Raw genomic sequence first — 17767 nt, forward strand, 5'->3', positions numbered from 1 at the left:
GTTTTTAATCAAGTCCCCACTGACCCTGCACTTTCTTCCTGTCCCCCACTGCCTCTACACAATTACTTTCTCCCTCTGATTTAATTGCCTCTATCGCAGCTTCTGCACTAGAGCACGTTGAAAAATACGTAATCACTTCCTCCACCGCAATCTCTAATATTCGACGATCTCTTGAAATTATTATATCAATTTCTTCGTTAGCAATAGCATCTCTCATGCTCTTCTCATCCTCAAAATACCTTATTTGGAAGAATTCCTCTAAACTTTCAATTAGTTTTTTCCCCCGATCACTTTCTGGATCTGGAAATTCCGCACTATCTAGATCTACTATTGCATTACCCGATATAGGGATCGGTTTCCCTATCGCCACTTGTGCTTTTGCATATGATTTCCCAAATGAATCTGATGTACTCATTATCTCTCCTGTAGATTTCATTTCAGGTCCAAGACATGGGTCTACCCCCGGCAAACGACTAAACGGTAAAACAACTTCTTTCACACTTACTTGCACTGGAATTTGTTCTTTTACTCCCACTTCTTTCAAGGTTTTACCTGACATAACTTTGGCAGCAACCTTCGCAATAGGAACTCCAGTTGCCTTTGATACAAATGGAACAGTTCTCGATGCACGCGGATTGGCTTCTAGCACATATATCTCCTCATTTTTTATGGCAAGTTGTATATTCAATAGTCCTACTATCTTCAATGCTTGGGCAATTTTCTCCGTTATTTCTCTCACTCTCCTAAGGGTTCCTTTGTCTAGATTTACTGGTGGTATCATGCAAGCAGAGTCACCTGAATGAACTCCTGCCGATTCAACGTGCTCCATTATACCTCCAATAAGTATCTCTGTTCCATCTGACACAGCGTCAACATCTAATTCAATAGCATTTGAGAGAAATTGATCAATTAACACAGCGTTATCCGGACTTACTCTAACCGCTTCTTTTAGATATTTTTTTAATTCTGTGTCATTTTCTACTATTTGCATGGCCCTCCCTCCCAATACATATGAGGGGCGCATTAATACTGGATATCCAATCGTGTTGGCAAGTGACAGGGCACCCTCTTCATCAGTCGCCTTTCCACCCACTGGTTGAAGTATCTCCAAACTTCCCATTAGGTTGTTAAACCTGTCTCTATCTTCTGCCAAATCTATAGAATCCACCGAAGTTCCCATTATCTTGCAATCTATTTCTCTCCGCTCAATTTCTCTCTGAAGCGGTCTTGCAATATTCACCGAGGTTTGTCCTCCAAATTGAAGCATTACCCCTCTAGACCCTGTGGCTTCAATCACATCTGCAACTTCTTCCGCAGTGATTGGCTCAAAAAATAATCCATCTGATGTATCATAATCTGTGGAAACAGTCTCTGGATTGTTGTTGACCACATGAGTTTCTATTCCCTCCTCTCGTAACGATTGAATTGCATGAACGGCACAATAATCAAACTCTACACCCTGTCCAATTCGAATTGGGCCGCCTCCCACCACCACTATGCTCTCTGCCTCTTGATTCACTCGAAGCTCTCCTGCAGCAGCATCCCCTTCGTATGGTCCACTAAACCATTCTGGTTTTCTAGAAGAATAATAATAAGGTGTAGTTGCTTTGAACTCCCCTGCACATGTGTCAACTTGTTTATATGTTCTGCCTGGGACAACCTTTTCTATCGAATCAATGTCCCATTTTTTCCCCTGCACTTTATTCCATTCCGATTCTACCGGCAACCACGAACTCTGAACATCTGAATACTCTCCGGTTGCTATGGCTTGAATTTCATGATTTGTAAATCCCATTGTTGCTGTCTCTACAATCGAATTTTCCATTTCTAATTTTGCAGAGCTACTAATCCGGGCATATCTCTCTACATACCACTTATGTATCCCTGTTACCTCTGAGACCTTGTCTATGGAATATCCTCTATAGAGTGCTTCAAGCATAGCATACAAACGATCGGGAGTTGCCTTTTCCAAATACTCTTTTATGAGTTCTTCATCTTCGACAGTGTCCCAATCCACGGCAGGCTTGTACTCGCTTGATCTCATGGCTTTCATCAACGATTCCTCAAACGTTCTCCCAATTGCCATGGTTTCCCCTGTTGACTTCATCGCAGTGGTGAGCTCAAACTCCACTTCTGGGAATTTATTCTTGGGCCATCGAGGTATTTTAGTAACAATATAATCTATAGCTGGTTCGAAAGCGGCACTAGTTTCCCCGGTAATTTCATTTTTAATTTCATGTAGGCATTTTCCCAATGCCACTTTTGCAGTAACTCTTGCTATCGGATACCCCGTAGCCTTGGAGGCCAATGCAGACGATCTTGACACCCTTGGATTGACTTCTACAATACGATATTGTCCTTCTTCGGTTCCATTATCCCTCCACGCAAATTGAATATTACAACCACCTTGTACTCCCAACTCCCTAATAATCTTCAAAGCAGAGTTTCGCATCGCCTGATGTGCTACATCTGGTATGACCTGAGATGGAGTTACTACGATAGATTCTCCTGTATGTATCCCCATCGGATCAATGTTTTCCATGTTACAAATAATAATGCACGAATCAGATGCATCACGCATGACTTCATATTCCATTTCAATCCAACCAACCAAAGATTCTGTAATCTGAACCTCCGAATTTCGTGACAATTGCAAACCTCTGTGTACCCATTCGATGAGAGTATCCATATCTTCGATAACTCCTGAACCACTCCCTCCTAGTGTATATGCAGTTCTCAAAATAACTGGAAGCCCTCCCACTCCTTCTACTGCACTTTCCACTTCTTCTAAAGATCTGATTTTCTCTGATTTTGGAACTGGCTGTCCTATTTTTTCCATTCGTGCACCAAACAAATCCCTATCTTCTGTTGCATAGATGGTATCTAGTGGAGTTCCCATAATCTCAACCCCGTATTTCTCTAATACTCCCTTTTCTGCCAATTCGGCTGTTACATTCAACCCAGTCTGTCCTCCCAACCCAGCAATTACCCCGTCAGGACATTCTTTCTTAATAATTTCCTCAATGATCTCTGCGGTAATAGGTTCAATATAGACTTTATCCGCCATCTCTGGGTCTGTCATAATTGTTGCCGGATTCGAGTTCACCAAGACAACTCTTATTCCTTCCTCTGCCAAAGCACGACAAGCCTGGGCACCCGAATAATCAAATTCTGCCGCTTGTCCTATTTGAATAGGGCCACTACCTATCAAGAGAACAGTTTTTCCTTTTTTCATCTTCCCTGTCCGATTTGGTCCATACTCCATAATAAGGTCGACGATATTGAGAGGAGACCTTTATATTCTCTAAATGTACTCCCCCGCGTAATCTTCTGGATCCAAATCTCTCTCTGCGCGATATTCTCTTACAAACTCTGTAATATCAAAAAGTGACATTTGTTTTTCGAAATTGATCATAGCATTTTGATCACCCGAATGACTCATAGCATGTTCCATTATTTCTATCACCAATTCTACTACTATTTCATGCAGTCTCCAGGCATTAAAAGTTGAAATCCAGAGTCCAGAATAGCCAAGATACCCATCTTCACTAGCATCAAAAAAAACTACTTCTTCCGCGAAATCTTCCATCACCAGCCCCATCAAATGAACCATTCCAAATTCTCCCCACTTTTCTGAATCTGCAACTTCTATTATTTCTTCAAGCGAATTCACTAAAAATTCAGGCAAAAACCGAGTTAGTGGATTGACATTTGTTACCACGGCATGCATCTCTCCACATTCACATTTTAATTCTCTCATTCCCAAATCAATCCTATGCGACTCAACTGAAACGCCACATGGGAGCAAGATAACACTCATATGTATGTCTCTTCAAGGCCAATTTTCACGTTTATCTTCTCCAATTTCAATCGTTTCGTGTTTTGTATTTTCTCCAAGTTCCCATCCTGCCTTTTCAGCGGCATCTGAAATATGTAGGTATTCCCACCCCGTCTCGTTTGCCATTTCTATATCTTCCTCTCCCGTTCCTATCAATACGTGACGATCTGTATCAAAATGATATTTAACACTTTTTAAACTTTCAAATTTTCCCTTGGGCCCTGAAAAAAAATCTTGCCTGATTCTTTTTTGTCGTGTGTAGTTAGTTACAACATATGTCGGTTCATCTGTGATGACTCCTACATATTTACTCCAAGCACGAGCACTTTCAAACACCTCTTTGGGAGCTGTTAATTCTTTTAAAGCGGATAGTTCGAATGCAAGGGTCATCGTACCTTGAGAATTACTCATATTTGCACTTTGAACAATTCAAATTGAAAACACCTTCGATATAGTTCAACTATGCTTTTTTCACAACTATCTTCTCCAAATCAATTTTTTTATCTAATATGGACATTTCTTGATCAACCTGTTCCACCCTTTCCGTTATTATTTTTTTGTATCTACTTTGTGAAGATACATCCCCAATCAAAACTCCTCCAATCAACCTTCCATGCTTAAACGCTAACCGACGCCATTCATTTTCACTGTATTTTTTTTCAAGAAATTTTTCCCCTTCTGTAGGGTGCCCAAATGAAATAATTGGATACTTAAAGTGCGTTATAGAATATGATGGAATCCACTCAAATTTCTTGTAATCCCTTCCCTTGACCATATTTTCTCCCGCAACCATCCCCTGCTTTTTGGCACTTCCCCACGACCCGTTTTGTAGCTCTTCTCCTATTATAACATCGTGATATCTTGCAATATCTCCTGCAGCATATATCCCCTCGACACCTGTAAACATATGTTCGTCCACAACTATCCCATTTCTATATTCTACACCTGTGTTCTGTATTAACTCTATATTGTAGTCTAACCCAACTGCTACTCCTACAAAATCTGCCTCATGCCGTTCCCCATCCGTTGTGACTACTGCCTGGACCTTTCCTCTTCTTTCCTCAAAACATTCGATTTCCTTATTAAACACTGGAAGTACGTTCTTGTCCCTCAGCGATTTATGAATTATCTCACCTCCAACATTTGAAAGTGCATTTCTCCACCACACATCTCCTCTCATAATATATTTACTTTCAACCCCATGTGCTCCACAAATGGCAGCCAAATCAATTCCCAATAACCCTGCTCCTATGATTGCCCCAAAACTCGCGGTTTCGGCATGATTTCTAATCCCAATCGTGTCTCTCATGGTCCAAAAATGGTGTATACCTTCTGCACCACTATTCGGGACGTTTAACTCCCGAGGAGTTCCCCCCGTCGCAACTAATACTTGATCATATTTTTGGTGGTCGCCCTTATTCACTTCTATAATTTTATTTTCCGAATCAATCCTGATTATTTGAGTGTTTAACCTAATATCAATCCCCCGATTCAAATACCAATCTTCATCTCGAATGTCAACTGAATTTTGATTCAATTTACCCTTTGCAAATTCTTTTAATAATATCCTATTGTACAATGCTTTTCCTTCTTCTGTAAACACGATTACTTCCGATTTGGGATCTCTTTCTTTAATCACACTAGCAGCTGCGTCACCAGCCACTCCATTTCCCACAATACAATATACTTTTCCCATTTTTCTATATACTACTTTCCCCCCGTTTTACTATCAGAGATGCGCATGCGTACCCTGCCTCTATTGCTCCATTTAAACTCCTCTCTGGATATTGGGATCTACTAGCCATGCCTGCATAATATATCCCTTCTCCCACTTCTTCAGAAATATCATATGGGACAATTTTATCCACATACCCCATCTCATATATTGGAGCAGTTAGTGGATTTCTCGAAACTTTAAACCAGTTAATTTTTTGTCTATCGAAATCCGGAATCATCTCTTCAATTCCCTTTACCCAATATTCTTCAATTTCCTTGTCTGTCATTTTCCATATTGATTCTTCAAAGTCTTGAATATAGCTTACCATGTAAGTCAAATGCTCTCCCCCATATCTCCTCGGATCTATAAAGTTTGTATGCTCAATAATCGCCCCAAAACGAGATTTATCTGATATATTTAACCAATAGGTTTCAGTTATTTTCTCGGAATAACTCATGAGTGCACATACGGCTCCTTGAAATTGAATTGGACATTCATACCCTGTAAGATTCTCTAGAACACTAGGCATCGTGGCCACAATCACCGCATCAACATTTTCTCTCATCTTCCCATTCTTGGTATCAATCACCATCGACTCCACCCTTCCATTTTCAACAATTATCTCCTCTACAAATGCTCCTGTAATTATGTTTTCCTGTCCAATTTCTCCAATGAGCGTGTCAATAAGTTCGACAAATCCCCCGTTTATATATCCTAAAACTTCTCCTTTTAGAAAATCCCTTTGACCCCTAAATTTTATTCGTCCCAATAACCACGCAGCACTAACTCGATGTTTATGCCCACCAAATTTTGCCTCTAGTAGCGGTGTGACAAACTTATCAAATATATTGTTTGTTGTATGTTCTCGAACAAAATCTTCCACCGGTGTGTGTTCAAACTCTTCCAAATTCTGATAAGCACCAATTCTGGGAAAAATCCCTCTCGCATCTATCCCCAGTGTAAGAAGTGTCAAACGTATTTTATCATATATAGTCAAATGTGGATATCTCAATATCTCCCACGGGGTGTCCAACGGAAATATTTCCCCATCAATATAATATGCATTTTTTCCAATTTTCCACTCAACTTTATCTCCTATTCCCAATTCCTCCGCCAACTCAACTATCGTTTCTTCCGATTTTGATAAATGATGATAAAATTTCTCAATCGAATCCCCTTCCGTATCGTAAGAAGCCGCCAATCCCCCTAGTTCTTTCTCTCCCTCAAATATTCGCACTTGGTATCCTTTTTGCTGTAGGTAATAAGCAGCGGAAAGACCAGCCAGACCACCTCCTATGATTCCAATCATTATTCCTACTTGGTTCTACACCGGAAAGAACTTTTTTGAATCATATTGATACAGCGGTAGGTTTTCATCCCCCTAGGAAAAATAGTTTCTATGGTTATCGTCCGGGCCCCTGCTACTGTAGCAAACCTTGGTAGTGGTTTCGACGTTTTTGGCATCTCACTTAGTCACCCTGCCGATGTAATTCATGTTGAACCTGCAGAAGAAACCACCATAACTGTTACTGGCGCTGGAAGTCAATACATCCCCGTTAATCCAAAAAAGAATACTGCAGGGGTAGTGGCAGAAGCCCTAGATGCTCCTGCGGCGATTACAATTGATAAAGGAATTCGACCGGCTTCTGGACTTGGATCTTCTGCAGCCAGTGCAGCCGGAACGGCAGTTGCTCTAAACGCTTTATATAATAAGGGACTTTCAAAAGAAGAGCTTGTTTGGATAGCCGCCAAAGGAGAAGAAGCTGCATCCGGAGAGGCACACGCAGATAATGTTGCCCCTGCAATCTTTGGTGGGTTTACAATTGTTAGCCAAGATCGAATTACTAACATAGATGCTCACCTCGAAGTTGTCGTGTGTCTACCCGAAATTACCATATCTACCCGAAATGCTCGAGAAGTTTTGCCCAAATCACTCGATCTACATTCTCATGTCCATACTGTTGGAAGTGCCGCAACGTTAACTGCGGGAATGTTAACAAACAACCCCGAACTAGTGGGCCATGGATTAGCAGATTCTATCGTAACCCCTGCTAGGACTCAGCTTATAAAGGGATATGAATCAGTCCAAGCTGCAGCCATGGAATCTGGGGCAGCCGGAGTGACAGTTGGTGGATCTGGTCCCACTATTCTTGCAATCCCAAACAAAGGAAAAAGCCGTCTTGTGGCTTCAGCCATGGTGGATGCATTTTTCTCTCAGGGCATTCAATCCATTGCCTATCAAACTAGAATTGGCAGCGGAGTCGAATTATACTTAGATTAAAAAGGAGTTACTCAAATACCTCTGCCCTGCAATTTTTTATCTTCTGGCATGTCTATATTTGCCTCTCCTTTCATACCTTTCCCGATCCCCGTTGAGATTTGTGCCAATTTTTCTTTATTGTCCCAGTTATTCACAGCTTCGACAATAGCATTCGCCATTTTCACTGGATCCTCTGCTCCAAATATACCTGAACCTACAAATATTCCATCACAACCATGATGCATCATCAACGCAGCATCCGCAGGGGTGGCAATGCCTCCTGCTGCAAAATTTACCACTGGCAATCGGCCCATTTTTGCTGTTTCTTCAACCAATTCTGTCGGTGCTCCTATTTTACGAGCATATGCTTCACATTCTTCGTACGACGCATTCCCCAATTTACCAATTTTACTTGTAATGGCACGTTGATGTTTCACGGCTTGATTAACATCCCCTGTCCCCGCTTCGCCCTTTGTTCTTATCATCGCAGCACCTTCATTTATCCGGCGTAATGCTTCACCAAGATCTCTAGCGCCACACACAAATGGTGTGGTAAAACCCCGTTTATCAATATGGTATTCACTATCTGCAGGAGTAAGCACCTCTGACTCGTCAATCATGTCGACCCCAATTGACTCCAAAATTTGAGCCTCTGTAGTGTGACCTATTCTCGCCTTTCCCATCACTGGTATTGAAACCTCTTCTATTATCGCTTTAACTATCTCTGGATCTGCCATTCGTGCAACACCTCCTTCTTTTCGAATATCTGATGGCACCGCTTCCAATGCCATAACCGCAACCGCACCCGCATCTTCTGCTATCCTAGCCTGCTCCGGCTTCACGACATCCATTATAACTCCCCCTTTCTGCATACTAGCAAAACCACGTTTTACAAGTTCCGTTCCCTTTCTTAACTTCTCAAACTCAATAGGTACTCCCATGAACCACATTTGACGGCAATACAATTATATCCACTGATATCGGCAATTCTATAACCCAAATATATTTAGTACTCTCACTCCTCCATAATCCTCGTTGAAAGAACCTCAATGCAACAGAAATTACACTCCATGAATCACTCCCCCTTCCTTAATCCTAACATTTGGTCTCCAATCCCTGCGCCCCTCGAACGAATAGCACTTCAGCTCGCTTGGCCCATTATATTCATAAATTTACTTGGAACTGCATTTGGCTTCTGGTATTATCTCCCTCAACTTTCAACCGAACCTCTTTTGATGTGGCCATTCGTCCCCGATAGTCCCATTGCAACTCTTTTTTTCGCTCTCAGCTTGGGACTTTGGAAATTGGGTAAAAATTCAATTTGGGTTTCATCTATAGCCTTTATAGGGTGCATCAAACTTGGTCTATGGACGCCCTATGTTTTACTCATATTTTATTCTGATTTCTCATATCTCCACCCTCTAATGTACCATTTTCTTTTTTGGAGCCATCTTGCCATGGCTTTGCAAGCATTCTTAATTTTCAGATACACCACATTTTCATTCATACCCATACTGGTGGGTTTTTCCTGGCATGCTTTCAACGATATGGTTGATTATTTCATCCCTTTACTTGGTTCTCCCCACCACACTTGGCTTCCATCTGAGATGGTTGGAGGGGTCATAGATCACACTGGCTCTGCACATCTCCTGGCTGCGACAGGTGCCGTATTATTAACCTGTATCTCTGTTGCCTTTTTGCTCATTTCAATATACCTCCCTTCTCAAAAACTATAATAATACAATCCCCCCTAGAATCGCCCCCCCGATGGAAGCAATGGCACCTATTAAAGTCGCCATGAAATTCACACCCTCATTGCTCATCCACTCACCCTCTAGACTAGCTCCTAGAACACTGTCGCCAACCATCCCTGTTACTCCTGCAATTCCAATTACAATTGCACCGCCCAATCCAACTCCTAAAGTCCAACTAGTCAATAACCCTATGGAAAACGCTCCAACAAAACCCGCCAATGAACCCTGTACTGTTACCCCCCCATCCGTTCCAACCTCAACTTTACTAAATGTAGTTATTAGCCTAGTGTTCTCAAAAAGAATCCCAATTTCACTTGACAGTGTATCACTCATCGCAGCTGCAATGGCACCTGCAAACCCGAATATGAATATATTTCCACTGATTCCTAGCTGTGTGTTCATCGAAAAACCCACGACGCATATCGCCGCAATCACCGTATTCGCAAATACATTTTTCGCCTCTCTTGCACCCTCATTCTCTTCTGCAACACCCATCTGCAACTTTTCTTTATAATTCAACCGCGCAACTAAACTTCCCACTCCGAAAAAGACAAGCATTATACTAAACCAAGTAAACCCTCCAAAAACAATAACAATAAGTGAAAATATAATTCCAGTTAGCATACCCGTTATCGAAGCTGAACCCACTCTCCACGAAATATATCCCAACCCTCCTGCAATACCAATCCCAAACATCAATTGCTGTGGGATGATGTCTAGATACTCAAATGCTGGGAGTGATAAAATCCAAAGAACAAGGGCAATAGACAACATAGATGCAGTCCTATTCTTACCTATCCAATCCTCTCGGGCTAAAGCTACAAGCAATCCTCCTATGACTGCAAAAAAAACAACTCTTGAAGTTCCAATCTGAATCCCATTTACCATACTTAAAACTTGACCGAAGGCTCCCAAAAACCATGCCCCTATCACAAAACCCGCCACTTCCCGTATGGGGGATATATCCCGTACTAACATCACTTTTTCAATAATATAGACTCCACCCACTAGTATTGATGAGACTACAAATATATTCATGGGCATCCCTGCGAATGTCACCAGTAATGTTAGTAATATCAATCCCATCGAAAATTCAACTATTCTTCTTGACCCCTTTTCCTTCCCCACAAATCTAAAAACCCCCCCTCTTCTTGGAATGAAGTTTACTATGATTACAATTAATGATAGTGGAACTATTATCACTATTATTTCTTCTATTATGGACCCTACCAATACTAAAACCGCCAACAACGCAAACAGCCACTCCTTTTCAACTCGATCTTGCACGTCAAATTATACCCTCAGTGATTATTTAATCTTCTTGTCTGAACCGAGGTATTTTCCTTCCTTGGAACCTGATTTTTTGTGTGGGACTCTATGATCAGTATCTAAGTTTTAGGATACGCCATTTACAGGAAGCTACCCCTCTGCATGTAGTTTTAGTGATAACTGAAAGTGATTTACTTATTAACCAATCCTATTCGACACTCGAGCAATTTTTCAGATGGGCATTTGATTATGGAGCCGAAGCCGTTTCCGTATATGTTAGTGTACTTGACTCTGCCATAATCCCAACTCTCGACCGAGAACTCTACCGAATCCAGACACCGCATGAGATCACTATTTGTAAACCAAGTCATTTCTCACGCGCCGAAACACCCATTAGAATTGGCATAGGACTCGGAGGAAAATACGAGTTCCTCGAAGCTGTAAAATCCATCTGTACTGATGTCTCCAGTGGACTCCTGTCTACTAAAAAAATATCAAAAACCACTATAGAAGAACGTCTCGTCTTCCCCGCAGAACCCGATTTGGTAATTAAAACAGGAGGCGAGCGCCTATCTGATTTTATGATTTGGCAATCTGTCTACTCTGAGCTATATTTCACTGATATCAACTGGAGAGATTTTCGCAAGCGTGACTATCTCCGAGCACTCCGCGATTATGCATCTCGAAAGCGTAGATTTGGGAACTAGTAAATTACCCTTTGTTTCTCACTTTTCGTTATATTTTATAGAACCTCTATTTTCTTGATCAACCTCACTTACTATTTCTTCTAATACTTTTTCTGGAATATATGCCCGCAAACGATTTGCTACTTTTTTGACATCTTTAATCTCTGCCATTTTCATAACTTTAATAATTGCCATAGACCTTTCTGCCCGGGTCGTTTGCCAGGTACTTTCTCTATGCTCATATGTTCTAATACCTCTTAAAAAATCAATTTTTGAAAACCCCGGCCAATATGGGGTACAAAAAAACACGGCAGCTTCATTCCCATTCGCATGCCACGGAAGAAAATTCGACGTACGAACATCTCCTCCTGTTCTAATTATTAAATCTACATCTCTAATATTCTGCTTTGACAATCGAGATTCTATCATTTTACTATCGATTTCTTCTATAGATATTTTTTTTGAAGCCACTTCTTCTGCTATTTCTATTGCAGCATCTAACATTTCATCTCTCCCCCCATATGCCAGTGCAATATTAAGTTTAAATTTGGTATTTCCCCTAGTATCTCTCTCTATTTCTCGAGCCACCTTTCTAATGCGTTCTGGCACTCTTTCTAGTTGCCCTATAACCCTCACTCGAACATCTCTCGAATATTCTTCTTCCATTTCTGAAAACTGCTTTAACTTTAACTCTATCAAATCAAATAGTTCTTTTTGCTCCCGACCCGACCGATCAAAATTCTCAGTTGAAAATGTATACAATGTCAGTTCTTCCACTCCAATTTCTTTGCACCAGTGAAGTACCCTCTCAGTCGTTTTTGCACCTTCTATGTGCCCTTCTTCTCTCTCAATTCCAAATTTTTGGGCATATCTCCTATTTCCATCTTGTATGATTGCCACATGTTTTGGAGGTTTTTTTATCTCACTCTGCAAGAGATCCTCATAAAAATTCTCCAATTTTCTCCTCAAAAACGAAAGCATGACTGTATGCCTTTTAACAAAATTTTTAAGTAGTTAACACCTCCCATCGAAACCAACCGTTTTTATACGTTCTTATCTTGAAATTCTGTATGGTCAAAATGCAAAAGGAGATCCGTGATATCCAAAAAGGATCGTATTTGATTATGGATGACGCACCCTGCGAAATAATCGCCTACAGCACGGCCAAACCAGGAAAACATGGAAGTGCAAAAGCAAGAATTGAAGGTAAAGGTGTATTCGACAACAAAAAAAGAAGCATGTCTCAACCTGTAGATGCAAAAATATGGGTCCCAGTAATCGAACGTAGACAAGGACAAGTCATCAACTTAGAGGGAAATAACGTCGCCCAAGTAATGGATCTAAACTCCTATGAATCATTTTCACTAGAAATACCTGGTGAATTGAATATTTCCGGTGATAGCGAAATAGAATATTTGGAGTATGAAGATCAAAGAAAGGTCGTCGTAAAGTAATGTTATTTTCTGGGGCAAATGCCTCTCGAAACGAAGCTTCTTATATACTTTTCGGGGCCCCTTTTGATTTTTCTACCACCTTTATTCCTGGAACTCGATTTGGGCCAAATCAACTCCGAAAATTCTCTGCCCATTTTGAAGACTACGACCCAAGGACTAAGACACATTTTTCGGAATTGTTGGTCCATGACTTTGGAGATGTAATACCAGAATCTTCTCATCTTCCCACTTATCTTGATTATTTGGGGGGATTCATCACAGAGGCAGTCAACGACAACCTCACTCCTCTTCTTATCGGTGGAGAACACACAGTAAATCTGGCTGCAATCCGGGCACTACAACCTGACACTTACGTTTGTCTCGACGCACATCTCGACCTTCGAGATTCGTATCAAGATAACCCTTGGAGTCATGCCACTTCTACATTGAATGCACTTGAAGTTGTAGATCATGCGATCATTCTTGGAGCAAGATCCGGTTGTGAAGAAGAATGGGATCACGCCATTGAAAGTGATGTTACTATCATACCCCCTGAAGAAGTTTCCAGTTGGGAACCCAATTTAACTGGATCTGTCTATTTCAGTATCGATATTGATGCGGCAGATTCCAGTATTGTCCCCGGAACCGGAACCCCCGAACCCTTTGGGTTGACCACCCAGGAAATGCTCCATGTAGTCCGTTTAGTATCTCCTCACGCATCTGGATTCGATATCGTAGAGGTCAACGATAGAGACTCTGGCCAAACCGCAATACTTGGCGCAAAACTCCTCCGCGAATTTGTCCATTCGCATCAACATTCATTGTTGTAATTCTCCCCCTTTCAACATGCTAACTTATCCAAAAAGTCTTACCACTCGAAGGTAACTCTTGTTTATGGATGCCATTGTTCTCGCAGGTGGCTATGCAACGCGATTATGGCCAATAACTCAACACAGGCCAAAAATGCTATTACCTGTGGGCCCATCCACGGTCATCGATCGAATTTTCCAAGAACTTGAACAAGAGCCTAGAATCAATAATGTTTATGTAAGTACTAATGAATTGTTCGCAGCCGATTTCACTGACCATTTGGCAAATACCTCTTTTTCAAAACCTAAACTAACTGTGGAGGAAACCACTGCAGAAGAGGAGAAATTCGGAGTTATAGGTGCACTTGGTCAACTCTTAAACCGCGAACAAATCAAAGATGATTTACTGGTCATCGCGGGGGATAATCTAATAAGTTTCTCTATAAGCGATTTTCTAGACTTCTTTGAATCTAAACAAAATGTGTGTCTCGCTGCATACGATGTTGGTAATAAAGAACTCGCGAAATCCTATGGCGTGGTTAAAGTAGACCAAGAACAAGTGGTAGGATTCCAAGAAAAACCATCTGATCCTCAGAGTAGTCTAGTTTCCATTGCTTGTTACGCATTCCCTGCCAAAACTCTCTCTTTATTTCACTCTTATCTCTCAAATGGAAACAACCCCGACGAACCCGGGTGGTTCCTCCAATGGCTTTATCCAAATTACTCGGTTTATGCCTTTTCATTCGATGGAGCTTGGTTCGATATCGGCACTCCTGAAAGTTATATAGGAGCAGTAGCTTGGGCTTTGGACGATGGAACTCTTATAGATTCAGAAGCAATCCTTTCTGGCACTACACTGGGAAAAAATGTCCATGTCATGTCTGGTGCAAAAATAACCGATTCTCATATAGAGAACTCCGTCGTTTTTCCAAATGCAGTCGTCGATTCTTGCCACTTAAAAAATTCTATAATCGACGAAGCAACTCAAATACGAAATATCGATCTTTCTGGAGCGTTAATTGGAGCCCACACCCAAATAGGGTAATCTTGTGTAAGTTCTTCTATTTGCTTAACCTATTCCTATCACTCGAAACTCAACATAGCCAAGCATTTTTCACTCGTATCTCTCCCCAATTTTCCTCCCAAAAAACATCATATTCTACTTTTATCTCCCGATTCATATGGGGTCCATTGGTGACCAACGTTTCGTATTCTCCCCCTTCCCCTAGGATGTGAACTCCATATTTCGCATTGAGAACTTCCAATTCCCCAATTGCATTTATATCTATATATCTCCCCAACCAAGATTCATCAATACCATCTGCAGCAACACTAACCATCATAATTTCAAAACCAGCTTCAACCATTTTATTAACCATAGCCAATGGATCAGATTTCCATAAAGGAGCATACAATGTTATGTTCAAATTGTCGCACATTTTTTGAATTCTACTCCTCTGGTACTCACTCTCTACTGCTCCTGCTATGACCCCTTCTAGGTGAATCTCGTCTGCTATTTTTATCAACGAATTTTCAATACATTCTACTTCTCTATCCCCTTGTTCCCCCGAATCTGCATCTCCTAGAATTTTAAATTCGGGTTCAATTTCTATGAGCTCAATCCCAATACTCTCCGCCACAAAGGGTACTACCCTCGTTGCCGGAACATGATACATATACGAGCCAGCTGGAGGGTGAACCGTCAATAAGTATTTGACATCAAACCCATTTTCAAGCGCCTGGTATAGTGCCCAATTAGAGTCTTTTCCACCCGAGAATAGACTTACCCATTGATCCTCTTTCATTTCACTATTGAATTCATTTAGCTTTACTTTGCATCTTTCTTATTCTGGGCGCCATTTTTATACCAACAACACTCACCAATATCCCCAAGCCCACAAATATGGCCAAATGTTCCTCTGCTGTCCACACTAGCGGCCCTATTTCGATCAATCCTGCTATTTTTGTTTTTGCCAACCCAATCGCTCCTATGACACCTTGCTGCTGTAGGAAATAGGATGAAAAACCTCTGATTACTATTGCAGTTGATATTATCCCAAATATCAGGTTTATATGTGCAGTTTGCACTTGTTTATTCCTTATCACTCTGTCCAATGTTTTACCTAGACTCATTACCAATCCTCCCAAAGCTACCCATGGAATACTATTATGTATAAATCCCATCAAAGAAGTCACCGATCCGCCTACATCTTCTGATGTTGGCATGTTGACCAGTCCAATAAAAACCCCAACTAAAATTAGTCCCACTCCAACTACATATGTCACAACAGATACCCTGCCCGAGTAAAGCATTTCACGAATCTTCGTGGGTATGATTGCAATACTCTCATCAATATCAAGTGCCTTGTATAATACAAACACCCCTATAATTGCTGTAATAATTGCAAATGTGGTTCTTATATCTACTAAGTATGAAAGGATTGGTAGAATTGTAAGCACAACTCCCATGGGTACCAAAATGGTTGATCTCAACTCATCATCTGCCAAAAAACGTTTTGCTAAATAGTATTTCGATTCCAAATCGTGTATCTGACGAACAATAACCCTATCAACCGCGTCTATTCTAATTCGACTTTCCAATATTGGGATCAATCTTTCTTGTTCAATCGACCCTATTACCAAAATGGCTGAATCTGGTTTTACTTCTTCTAAGAGTAAATCCAACTGTCTCGCCAATGAATTATCTGTTTCTGATAATATAACCCCCGACCTCCCCGAAACAACTGCAACTTCTACCTTTTCCCCTGCTTGTTCTAGTTCTTTTGTTACTTTCAGTGCCTCTAGCAAACAGTTAACATGACTATTTTCTGGATCTTCCAACCCCACAATGGAAACCAGTTCTTCTATCTCCCCTTGCCCCACGACGTACCGGGAATCCTCTGAGCTATCTCTATTTCCACCTTCATTTACATCTAAACATACTACCAAGACACTCATTTTTCACCCTACTAAGGAACTTACTACTGCAAAAAGATGTGTTTTGTGGCTTCCTCCCTTCGTTACACTTATCCTCTACTATGGTTTTAGAGCAATCCGGCCTTCTGCAATTTCATTAAATCTTCCGTTCCAAGAGCTTGTCCTTTTTTGAACCTCTCATATATCTCCTCCCCTTCCTTCTTCGCCTCTTCCCGAGCCGCTTCTCTCACACTTTGACGTGAGGATTCATCTCTTTTATCCATTTTTCTTAGTTTCTTTTGGACTTTAATGAACCATTCATGGTGGAAATCTGCCAACTCTTGCGCGTGGATGAATTTTGCGTGAATTTCATCTGCCTCATTTCTGACTTGATCTGCCATTCTATAACATTCAATCATCTTATTATGTTCTAGCTGAGCATCATCTGCTAGTTGTATCATTTCTCTATGGAGGGCCGACGCTTCTCTTCGTGAATGTTCCGCCTGTCTTTTTTTCTCACCAAGTTCTCTATCCTGTTCAAGCTGTTTCTTCTTCTCGGAATATTTCTCTTTCAAATCCGCTATTTTTTCGATTAATTTCCTTTCAGTCCCTCCTGTTAATACTTCTGTTTGCTGTCTAAATTCCAGGGATTCAATCTCCTTTTCTAGTGCGGATATAGGTTTCTCTTTTTTTGCCCCCGATTCTTTCTTCTTGTTACCCACGCCCTTGAATAATTCACTTGCAGAACGATTCATTTCGTCCCTTTCCTCCTTTGTAGATTGAACCGAATTATTGAGTTCATCCCGTTTTTCTCGATGTGAATGTGCCTCATCTACTCTATTTCTTGTTTCATCATTGAGACGATCCCGAAGAGTCGCTCTACGCGAAGCTTCTTGATTCAATTCGTTCCTTCTATCTCTGAGTTCTCCCGCTATTTTGATCAGTTGGGACTTCGATTTCTCTTCTACATCCTCTTCTGTTACTTCAACATTTTTGCTTAAGTCAATCTCTTCAAGCTCAATCACTTCTTTCTCTTCTTCAGGTGCATTTCCTTCTTCAAGCTCAATCACTTCTTTCTCTTCTTC

General features: G+C 41.1%; 17 protein-coding genes. 6 read left to right on the forward strand and 11 right to left on the reverse strand.

Annotated features, from left to right (window positions below; translation table 11 throughout):
* Window positions 1–4 precede the first annotated feature (4 nt).
* The 5 genes from carB to ACM9H2_RS04855 are packed head-to-tail and all read right to left on the reverse strand — an operon-like array spanning window position 5 to window position 6864.
* Complete coding sequence (carB, locus tag ACM9H2_RS04835; RefSeq protein WP_415488785.1) at window positions 5–3265, reverse strand: carbamoyl-phosphate synthase large subunit; 3261 nt, start codon at window positions 3263–3265, stop codon at window positions 5–7.
* 39 nt (window positions 3266–3304) lie between these two features.
* Window positions 3305–3820, reverse strand: coding sequence for a DUF5815 family protein (locus tag ACM9H2_RS04840; protein WP_415488787.1), 516 nt, complete (start codon window positions 3818–3820; stop codon window positions 3305–3307).
* A 12-nt stretch (window positions 3821–3832) separates the two neighbouring features.
* Window positions 3833–4249, reverse strand: coding sequence for a hypothetical protein (locus ACM9H2_RS04845; RefSeq protein WP_415488789.1), 417 nt, complete (start codon window positions 4247–4249; stop codon window positions 3833–3835).
* A 49-nt stretch (window positions 4250–4298) separates the two neighbouring features.
* The gene (locus ACM9H2_RS04850) at window positions 4299–5534 is read right to left on the reverse strand and encodes an NAD(P)/FAD-dependent oxidoreductase (protein ID WP_415488791.1); all 1236 of its coding nucleotides are present in this window, start codon (window positions 5532–5534) and stop codon (window positions 4299–4301) included.
* Between the two features lie 4 nt (window positions 5535–5538).
* Window positions 5539–6864, reverse strand: a complete 1326-nt coding sequence (locus ACM9H2_RS04855) for an NAD(P)/FAD-dependent oxidoreductase (protein ID WP_415488792.1) — start codon at window positions 6862–6864, stop codon at window positions 5539–5541.
* A gap of 90 nt (window positions 6865–6954) precedes the next feature.
* On the opposite strand from ACM9H2_RS04855, the gene ACM9H2_RS04860 reads away from it, so the two are divergent.
* Window positions 6955–7836 (forward strand): homoserine kinase, encoded by an 882-nt coding sequence (locus ACM9H2_RS04860; RefSeq protein WP_415488794.1) that lies wholly within the window; start codon window positions 6955–6957, stop codon window positions 7834–7836.
* Window positions 7837–7847: 11 nt separating this feature from the next.
* Here ACM9H2_RS04860 and pdxS read toward each other — a convergent pair whose 3' ends face one another.
* Entirely contained in the window at window positions 7848–8756 is a 909-nt protein-coding gene (gene pdxS, locus ACM9H2_RS04865; protein WP_415488796.1) for a pyridoxal 5'-phosphate synthase lyase subunit PdxS, read from the reverse strand.
* A 129-nt stretch (window positions 8757–8885) separates the two neighbouring features.
* Here pdxS and ACM9H2_RS04870 point away from each other — a divergent pair, with 129 nt between their 5' ends.
* The gene (locus ACM9H2_RS04870; RefSeq protein WP_415488797.1) at window positions 8886–9551 is read left to right on the forward strand and encodes a DUF1405 domain-containing protein; all 666 of its coding nucleotides are present in this window, start codon (window positions 8886–8888) and stop codon (window positions 9549–9551) included.
* Here ACM9H2_RS04870 and ACM9H2_RS04875 read toward each other — a convergent pair.
* Complete coding sequence (locus ACM9H2_RS04875; RefSeq protein ID WP_415488799.1) at window positions 9546–10856, reverse strand: DUF92 domain-containing protein; 1311 nt, start codon at window positions 10854–10856, stop codon at window positions 9546–9548. The genes ACM9H2_RS04870 and ACM9H2_RS04875 overlap by 6 nt on opposite strands.
* Before the next feature lie 80 nt (window positions 10857–10936).
* Between ACM9H2_RS04875 and ACM9H2_RS04880 the strand changes: the two genes are divergently transcribed.
* Window positions 10937–11545 (forward strand): undecaprenyl diphosphate synthase family protein, encoded by a 609-nt coding sequence (locus tag ACM9H2_RS04880; protein ID WP_415488801.1) that lies wholly within the window; start codon window positions 10937–10939, stop codon window positions 11543–11545.
* 18 nt (window positions 11546–11563) lie between these two features.
* On the opposite strand, the gene uppS is transcribed toward ACM9H2_RS04880, so the two are convergent.
* Complete coding sequence (uppS, locus tag ACM9H2_RS04885) at window positions 11564–12493, reverse strand: polyprenyl diphosphate synthase (RefSeq protein ID WP_415488803.1); 930 nt, start codon at window positions 12491–12493, stop codon at window positions 11564–11566.
* A gap of 101 nt (window positions 12494–12594) precedes the next feature.
* Between uppS and ACM9H2_RS04890 the strand changes: the two genes are divergently transcribed.
* The 3 genes from ACM9H2_RS04890 to ACM9H2_RS04900 all read left to right on the forward strand — a co-directional run bounded on the left by ACM9H2_RS04890 (window position 12595) and on the right by ACM9H2_RS04900 (window position 14811).
* On the forward strand, window positions 12595–12978 hold the full coding sequence (locus ACM9H2_RS04890) for a translation initiation factor IF-5A (RefSeq protein WP_415488805.1): 384 nt from the start codon (window positions 12595–12597) through the stop codon (window positions 12976–12978).
* Complete coding sequence (locus tag ACM9H2_RS04895; RefSeq protein ID WP_415488807.1) at window positions 12978–13787, forward strand: agmatinase family protein; 810 nt, start codon at window positions 12978–12980, stop codon at window positions 13785–13787. The genes ACM9H2_RS04890 and ACM9H2_RS04895 overlap by 1 nt, the downstream gene beginning before the upstream one ends.
* A gap of 64 nt (window positions 13788–13851) precedes the next feature.
* Window positions 13852–14811: a sugar phosphate nucleotidyltransferase gene (locus tag ACM9H2_RS04900; RefSeq protein ID WP_415488809.1), complete on the forward strand. Its 960-nt coding sequence runs from the start codon at window positions 13852–13854 to the stop codon at window positions 14809–14811.
* Between the two features lie 49 nt (window positions 14812–14860).
* Here ACM9H2_RS04900 and ACM9H2_RS04905 read toward each other — a convergent pair whose 3' ends face one another.
* From ACM9H2_RS04905 to ACM9H2_RS04915, 3 genes are all read right to left on the reverse strand, one after another.
* Window positions 14861–15571, reverse strand: a complete 711-nt coding sequence (locus ACM9H2_RS04905) for a diphthine--ammonia ligase (protein ID WP_415488811.1) — start codon at window positions 15569–15571, stop codon at window positions 14861–14863.
* Window positions 15572–15584: 13 nt separating this feature from the next.
* The gene (locus ACM9H2_RS04910) at window positions 15585–16724 is read right to left on the reverse strand and encodes a DUF373 family protein (protein WP_415488813.1); all 1140 of its coding nucleotides are present in this window, start codon (window positions 16722–16724) and stop codon (window positions 15585–15587) included.
* A gap of 86 nt (window positions 16725–16810) precedes the next feature.
* Window positions 16811–17704, reverse strand: a complete 894-nt coding sequence (locus ACM9H2_RS04915; protein WP_415488815.1) for a coiled-coil protein — start codon at window positions 17702–17704, stop codon at window positions 16811–16813.
* Window positions 17705–17767 lie beyond the last annotated feature (63 nt).

The sequence above is a fragment of the Candidatus Hikarchaeum yamanae genome (assembly GCF_009889665.1).
In the GTDB taxonomy this organism is placed as follows: Archaea; Halobacteriota; Halobacteria; order Halobacteriales; family Hikarchaeaceae; genus Hikarchaeum; species Hikarchaeum yamanae.